The sequence below is a fragment of the Bradyrhizobium sp. STM 3809 genome (assembly GCF_000239795.1).
GTDB lineage: Bacteria > Pseudomonadota > Alphaproteobacteria > Rhizobiales > Xanthobacteraceae > Bradyrhizobium.
On the sequence record NZ_CAFJ01000588.1, the window covers coordinates 1 to 4,753 of the forward strand.

The window sequence follows — 4,753 nt, forward strand, 5'->3', positions numbered from 1 at the left end:
TCTCGATTCATCGAAGGGCCCCATCGATCGCAGGACTCGGGCGTGATCCGCCGCGAGACGGCGAAGGCGCGTGCGCTGTTTGAAACGTGGATAGCAATGAGCTCCCTCTCCGTCGCGTCGGCGCACGGCAGGTCGTGATCCCCGTGTCTCCCTCGCGCGGATTCGTTCCCGCGCGACACATGAAGTTTCGGCCATTTGGAACCGGAACCCCAGGCGTTCTCCCGGTGTTGAGCGGGCACCTTGGACACATTGGAGGAGAGAGAATGATGAGGACCCGTATCGCCGCTTCGCTGATCGCCACCTCGCTGCTGGCATCGACCGCCGCGTTCGCGCAGTCCACCACCGTCGAGGGCGCGGCCAATGGCGCGGCGGCCGGCGGCGCCGTCGCCGGTCCGGTCGGCGCCATGGTGGGTGGCACCGTGGGTGCGGCCGTCGGCGCCGGGCTGGAGATTCCAAATGCGGTGATCAACTCGATCGATGCCGAGCGCGCGCCGTCCGTCGTGGTGCGCGAGCGCGTCGTGGTCGGCGAGCCGCTGCCGGACACGGTCGAGCTGCGGCCGGTGCCGCGCTATACCGAGTACCGCTATGCCGTGGTCAATGATCGCCGCGTGATCGTCGATCCGCGCACCCGTCGCGTCATCAAGATCATCGAGTGATCGGACGGCCATCACGTCACGGGGCCTCGTCGCGTCAGCGGCGGGGCCTCGTCTGCTTCAAGTCGCCTGCGGGCGGAGCTGGCGCGCCAGCCAATCGAGGCCAGCGGCAAGGCCGAAGCCGATGCAGGCCGCCGCGGCGTCGACGATGAAATCCTCCACCCGCGCATGCCGTCCCGGCGCCCACAGCTGCGCGAGCTCCAGCAGACCGATCAGCGCGACAGCACAGGTCGCCACCGCGAGCCTTCGGCTCCGATACGCGATGCCAAAGGCGAGCCCGACCAGGATGAAGGCCAGCGCGTGCTCGCCATCCTGGCCGAGATGAGAATGCGGACGAGAGTTCGGAGGCCCCAGGGTCGCGAAGGCGACGGCTGCGGCGAGCAGCCAGGCCGAGACACGAAATGCAATTTTCATAACCGATTGCTTAGCATGATCCGGGCCACCAGCCCCGCTCACACCGGCTTGAGCCACCGGTGTAGTTAACGGCGCGGACGACGAAATGCCGGATCTTACCGCCGCCATCAGGGCCGCTTGATGGCGTTTGGTGGTCCGTATGGGGGGGGCGGGCTGCGGCCTGTGCGCGAGGTCAGAGCGGCTGCCTGACGCCCAGCCCCTGCATGAATCGCTCGCGGATCTGGGCGGGATCGCGACGGGTGGCGCCGACGCCGGGCTTGTCGTCGATTTTCGCCGCGATCAGCATCGGGCCCCGCGAATCCAGCGCGGCATCGACCAGCCGTTCGAAGTCCGCCTCGTCCGCCGCCCAATGGCTCGACAGGATGCCGCAGCCCGCGGCAATGGCGACGATGTCGGCCCGGCCAGCCGGAGTCGGCTGGCTGCCGGTGATCTGGTAGACGCCGTTGTCCATCACGATGATCGCCAGGTTGCTCGGCGCCAGCGTCGCGATCGTGGTCAGGCAACCCAATTGCATCAGCAGCGAGCCGTCGCCTTCGAGCGCGAACACGCGGCGCTGCGGCTGCGCCAGCGCGACGCCGAGCGCGATCGGGCAGGCGAGCCCCATGCTGCCGAGCATGTAGAAATTCTGCGGCCGCGGGCCTGCCGCCCACAGGTCGAAATTGGTGTTGCCGATGCCGCCGATGACGGCTTCCTGATGCGTGAGCTTGGCGACCATCCGGCAGGTGAGGTCGTGGCGGTTCATCACCTTGGTGTTGCGGATCGGCGTTGTCATGCGAACACCTTTCCGCCGGTGAGCAGGGGAGACAGGATCAGCGCCATCGGCGCCTGCGTCGCCACCGCCTGCTTGATCGAGCGGTCGACGATGAATTCGAGCTCGTCCAGTCGCGTCATGGTGTGATGCTCCATGGCGAGCGCATCGAGCACCGGCCGCATCGTCCGGCACACCAGCGACTGGCCGAGATTGAACTCGCCCAGCGTGCCGCGCTCGGAGACGATCATGATCAAGGGGATCTGGCAGGGCACCACCAGCGAGGCCAGCACATTGGGAAGGGTCGCGAAGCCGGAGGTCTGCATCAGCAGCGCGCCGCGCCGGCCCGCCATCCAGGCCCCGGCGAGGATGCCGACCGCTTCCTCCTCGCGCGCGGTGGCGAAGGTGGTGAAGAACGGGTCGTCGTGAAGACTCTTGATCAGCGGCGTCAGCACGCGGTCGGGAACGTAGGGGACGAGCGAGACCTCGTTGCGCTTGAAGCTGCGCAGGATGATCTCGGGCCAGCCCGGCGCTGAGGATGCGCGCGCCGCATCGGCGTCAGTGGCCATCGGTTCCTCCCGTTGCTCGGTCCGGCGACGTGTCGGCCCGAGCTTGACGGCGCCCGATCGATTGTCAACATGCCCGCCCGGCCGGTCAGGCATTCGCCGTTCGTGTCCGGCGAAAGCAAGATACCAGGAGGTCGCCTGTTCATGGTCGCGAATTCCAAGCGCGTGTTCTACGTCAAATATCTCGCCCATCCGATCTTCAGCGAGCTGCTCGCGGCGCGCCCCGACGTCCGGCTCGACCGGCTGGAGAACGAGAGCGCCGAGGCGGACACGGCGCCGGTCCTCGCGGCGGCCCATGCCTACCAGATCGGCGCGGCGCGCGACGAGCTCGCCCCGCGCTTCCATGCCGACGCCGACCTGCTGCGCCGCGCGCCGAACCTCCTGATCGTCTCCAGCAACGGCGCGGGCTACGATCCGGTCGATGTCGAGGCCTGCACGGCGGCCGGTGTCCTGGTCGTCAACCAGTCCGGCGGCAACGCCCATTCGGTCGCCGAGCACACGCTCGGCATGATGCTGACCCTGTCGAAGCGCATCATCCAGTCCGACCGCAGGCTGCGCCGCGATCGCGACGTTAACCGCAACGACCTGATCGGCAACGAGGTGCAGGGCCGCACGGTCGGGATCGTCGGCCTCGGTCATGTCGGCCGCCGGGTGGCCGAGCTGTGCCGCGGTCTGCTGGGCATGGCGGTGCTGGCCTATGATCCGTATCTCTCGGCCGAGGAGATCGCGGCGCGGGGCGCCGAGAAGGTGGAGCTGGATGACCTGATGCGGCGGTCCGATTTCGTCTCGGTCAATTGCCCGCTGACCCGGGAGAGCCGGGGCATGATCGGCGCGGCCGAGTTCGCGCTGATGCAGCCGAGCGCCTATTTCGTCACCACCGCGCGCGGCTTCATCCATGACGAGGACGCGCTGCTCGCGGCCCTGACCGAGCGGCGCATCGCCGGGGCCGGGCTCGACGTCTGGTCCAAGGAGCCGCCGCCGCCGGACCATCCGCTGCTGCAGCTCGACAATGTCCTGGCGAGCCCGCATACGGCGGGCGTGACCCGCGAGGCGCGGCAGAACATGGGCCGGATCGCGGCCGAGCAGCTGCTCGCCGCGCTCGACGGCAGCCGGCCGGCGCGGCTGATCAACCCCGAGGCCTGGCCGCGCTACAGCGCCCGGTTCCGCGAGGCATTCGGAGTGACGCCGGAGTAGCCGAAGAGGGCCGAACGCGAGGAGAAGATTTCATGCGCCGTAAGCCGCAGCGCAGCAATGAATCTTCTCTCCGGAGCGGCCACGGCGAAGCGGATATTGCTATTTCCGCCGCCGTCTCGACAGCCGGCCGGCCGCCCCTCATTTTCTCTGCAGCGCCATGAGCTTAAGCCTGATCTTTCGCTCGGCGCCGAAGGGAAATGGGTCCGATGCGCCAGCTGAACGCCATCCTGAAGTCCGCTCCCGGCCGCGTGCGGCGCGCGGTCTCCAGGTTCGTCGCGATCGCCGCGGCGAGCCTGCCCTCGGTCGGCGCCTGAGCCGGTTCCGTAAGCCGCATCAATTATTTGCATCGGCCGTTTGATATCGGTCAACAGCGAGCGCCCAAGCGCGGTAACATGACCTTCGAGCACTGCTTCAAGGGCAGGGAGGTCGCATGTCGCGCTATGTCATCCATTTCATGAAGGACGTGCTGGGCGAGAACGGCCGCCAGTGCGAAATCTGCCAGAGCACGCTGGAGGTTGAGGCCGACAGCGAAGGCGAGGCGGCAGAAATCGCCAAGCAGGAGTTCTGCAGGACGCAGAATTTGCACGACTGGTCGCTGCATGCCGACCGGGTGCAGGTCAAGGCGGCCGACTTCCCGTCGTAAGTTCAGCGTCCGAGCGTGGCGGGCGCCTCGGACGTGCCCGGGCCGAGCGAGCGCTGGACCATCACCGTGTCCGACCAGCGGCCGTAGCGGTAGGCGACGCCGGGCAGCAGGCCGACGCGGACGAAGCCGAAGCGCTCGTGGATGCCGAGCGAGGCGGTGTTGTCGGCATCGATATAGCCGATCATCTGCCGATAGCCGGCGGCGGCGGAGGCGTCGATCAAGGCCTGCATCAGGAGCCGGCCGACACCGCGGCCGAGATGCTCGTGATGAACGTAGATCGAGTGCTTGACCGCGAAGCGATAGGCCGGCCGCTTCCGGAACTGAACGACATAGGCATAGCCGACGACCTCGCCGCGGAAGGTCGCGACGAGATGCGGCAGGCGGTGGTTGCGCAGGTTTTTGCGGCGCTGCTTGAGATCATCCGGCTCCGGCGCCCCGGTGCCGGCCGCGCTGTCCTCGACGCCGCGGCGGACGTGCCGTCGGTAGATCGCAAGCATCGCCTCGACGTCCTCGTCGCGCGAAGGGCGGACCAGGA

General features: G+C 68.0%; 7 protein-coding genes. 3 read left to right on the plus strand and 4 right to left on the minus strand.

Annotated features, from left to right (window positions below):
* Positions 1 to 266 precede the first annotated feature (266 nt).
* Entirely contained in the window at positions 267 to 656 is a 390-nt protein-coding gene (locus tag BRAS3809_RS26460) for a DUF1236 domain-containing protein (protein WP_008965080.1), read from the plus strand.
* Positions 657 to 713: 57 nt separating this feature from the next.
* Here the strand turns inward: BRAS3809_RS26460 and BRAS3809_RS26465 are convergent, their stop codons facing one another.
* The 3 genes from BRAS3809_RS26465 to BRAS3809_RS26475 all read right to left on the minus strand — a co-directional run bounded on the left by BRAS3809_RS26465 (position 714) and on the right by BRAS3809_RS26475 (position 2,384).
* Positions 714 to 1,067 carry a VanZ family protein gene (locus BRAS3809_RS26465; RefSeq protein WP_008965081.1) on the minus strand — a complete coding sequence of 118 codons (354 nt, stop codon included), beginning with the start codon at positions 1,065 to 1,067 and terminating at the stop codon, positions 714 to 716.
* Positions 1,068 to 1,239: 172 nt separating this feature from the next.
* Positions 1,240 to 1,839, minus strand: coding sequence for a thiamine pyrophosphate-dependent enzyme (locus BRAS3809_RS26470; RefSeq protein WP_008965082.1), 600 nt, complete (start codon positions 1,837 to 1,839; stop codon positions 1,240 to 1,242).
* The gene (locus BRAS3809_RS26475; protein ID WP_008965083.1) at positions 1,836 to 2,384 is read right to left on the minus strand and encodes a thiamine pyrophosphate-binding protein; all 549 of its coding nucleotides are present in this window, start codon (positions 2,382 to 2,384) and stop codon (positions 1,836 to 1,838) included. The genes BRAS3809_RS26470 and BRAS3809_RS26475 overlap by 4 nt, the downstream gene beginning before the upstream one ends.
* A 141-nt stretch (positions 2,385 to 2,525) precedes the next feature.
* On the opposite strand from BRAS3809_RS26475, the gene BRAS3809_RS26480 reads away from it, so the two are divergent.
* Positions 2,526 to 3,575 (plus strand): hydroxyacid dehydrogenase, encoded by a 1,050-nt coding sequence (locus tag BRAS3809_RS26480; RefSeq protein ID WP_008965084.1) that lies wholly within the window; start codon positions 2,526 to 2,528, stop codon positions 3,573 to 3,575.
* A 430-nt stretch (positions 3,576 to 4,005) separates the two neighbouring features.
* The gene (locus tag BRAS3809_RS26485; protein ID WP_008965085.1) at positions 4,006 to 4,218 is read left to right on the plus strand and encodes a hypothetical protein; all 213 of its coding nucleotides are present in this window, start codon (positions 4,006 to 4,008) and stop codon (positions 4,216 to 4,218) included.
* A gap of 2 nt (positions 4,219 to 4,220) precedes the next feature.
* On the opposite strand, the gene BRAS3809_RS26490 is transcribed toward BRAS3809_RS26485, so the two are convergent.
* Entirely contained in the window at positions 4,221 to 4,751 is a 531-nt protein-coding gene (locus BRAS3809_RS26490) for a GNAT family N-acetyltransferase (RefSeq protein WP_052523487.1), read from the minus strand.
* Between the last annotated feature and the right edge of the window lie 2 nt (positions 4,752 to 4,753).

Coding starts and splice junctions, on each gene's coding strand:
- BRAS3809_RS26460 (WP_008965080.1), top strand. CDS start 267: ATGAGGACCCGTATCGCCGCTTCGCTGATCGCCACCTCGCTGCTGGCA.
- BRAS3809_RS26475 (WP_008965083.1), bottom strand. CDS start 2,384: ATGGCCACTGACGCCGATGCGGCGCGCGCATCCTCAGCGCCGGGCTGG.
- BRAS3809_RS26480 (WP_008965084.1), top strand. CDS start 2,526: ATGGTCGCGAATTCCAAGCGCGTGTTCTACGTCAAATATCTCGCCCAT.
- BRAS3809_RS26470 (WP_008965082.1), bottom strand. CDS start 1,839: ATGACAACGCCGATCCGCAACACCAAGGTGATGAACCGCCACGACCTC.
- BRAS3809_RS26465 (WP_008965081.1), bottom strand. CDS start 1,067: ATGAAAATTGCATTTCGTGTCTCGGCCTGGCTGCTCGCCGCAGCCGTC.
- BRAS3809_RS26485 (WP_008965085.1), top strand. CDS start 4,006: ATGTCGCGCTATGTCATCCATTTCATGAAGGACGTGCTGGGCGAGAAC.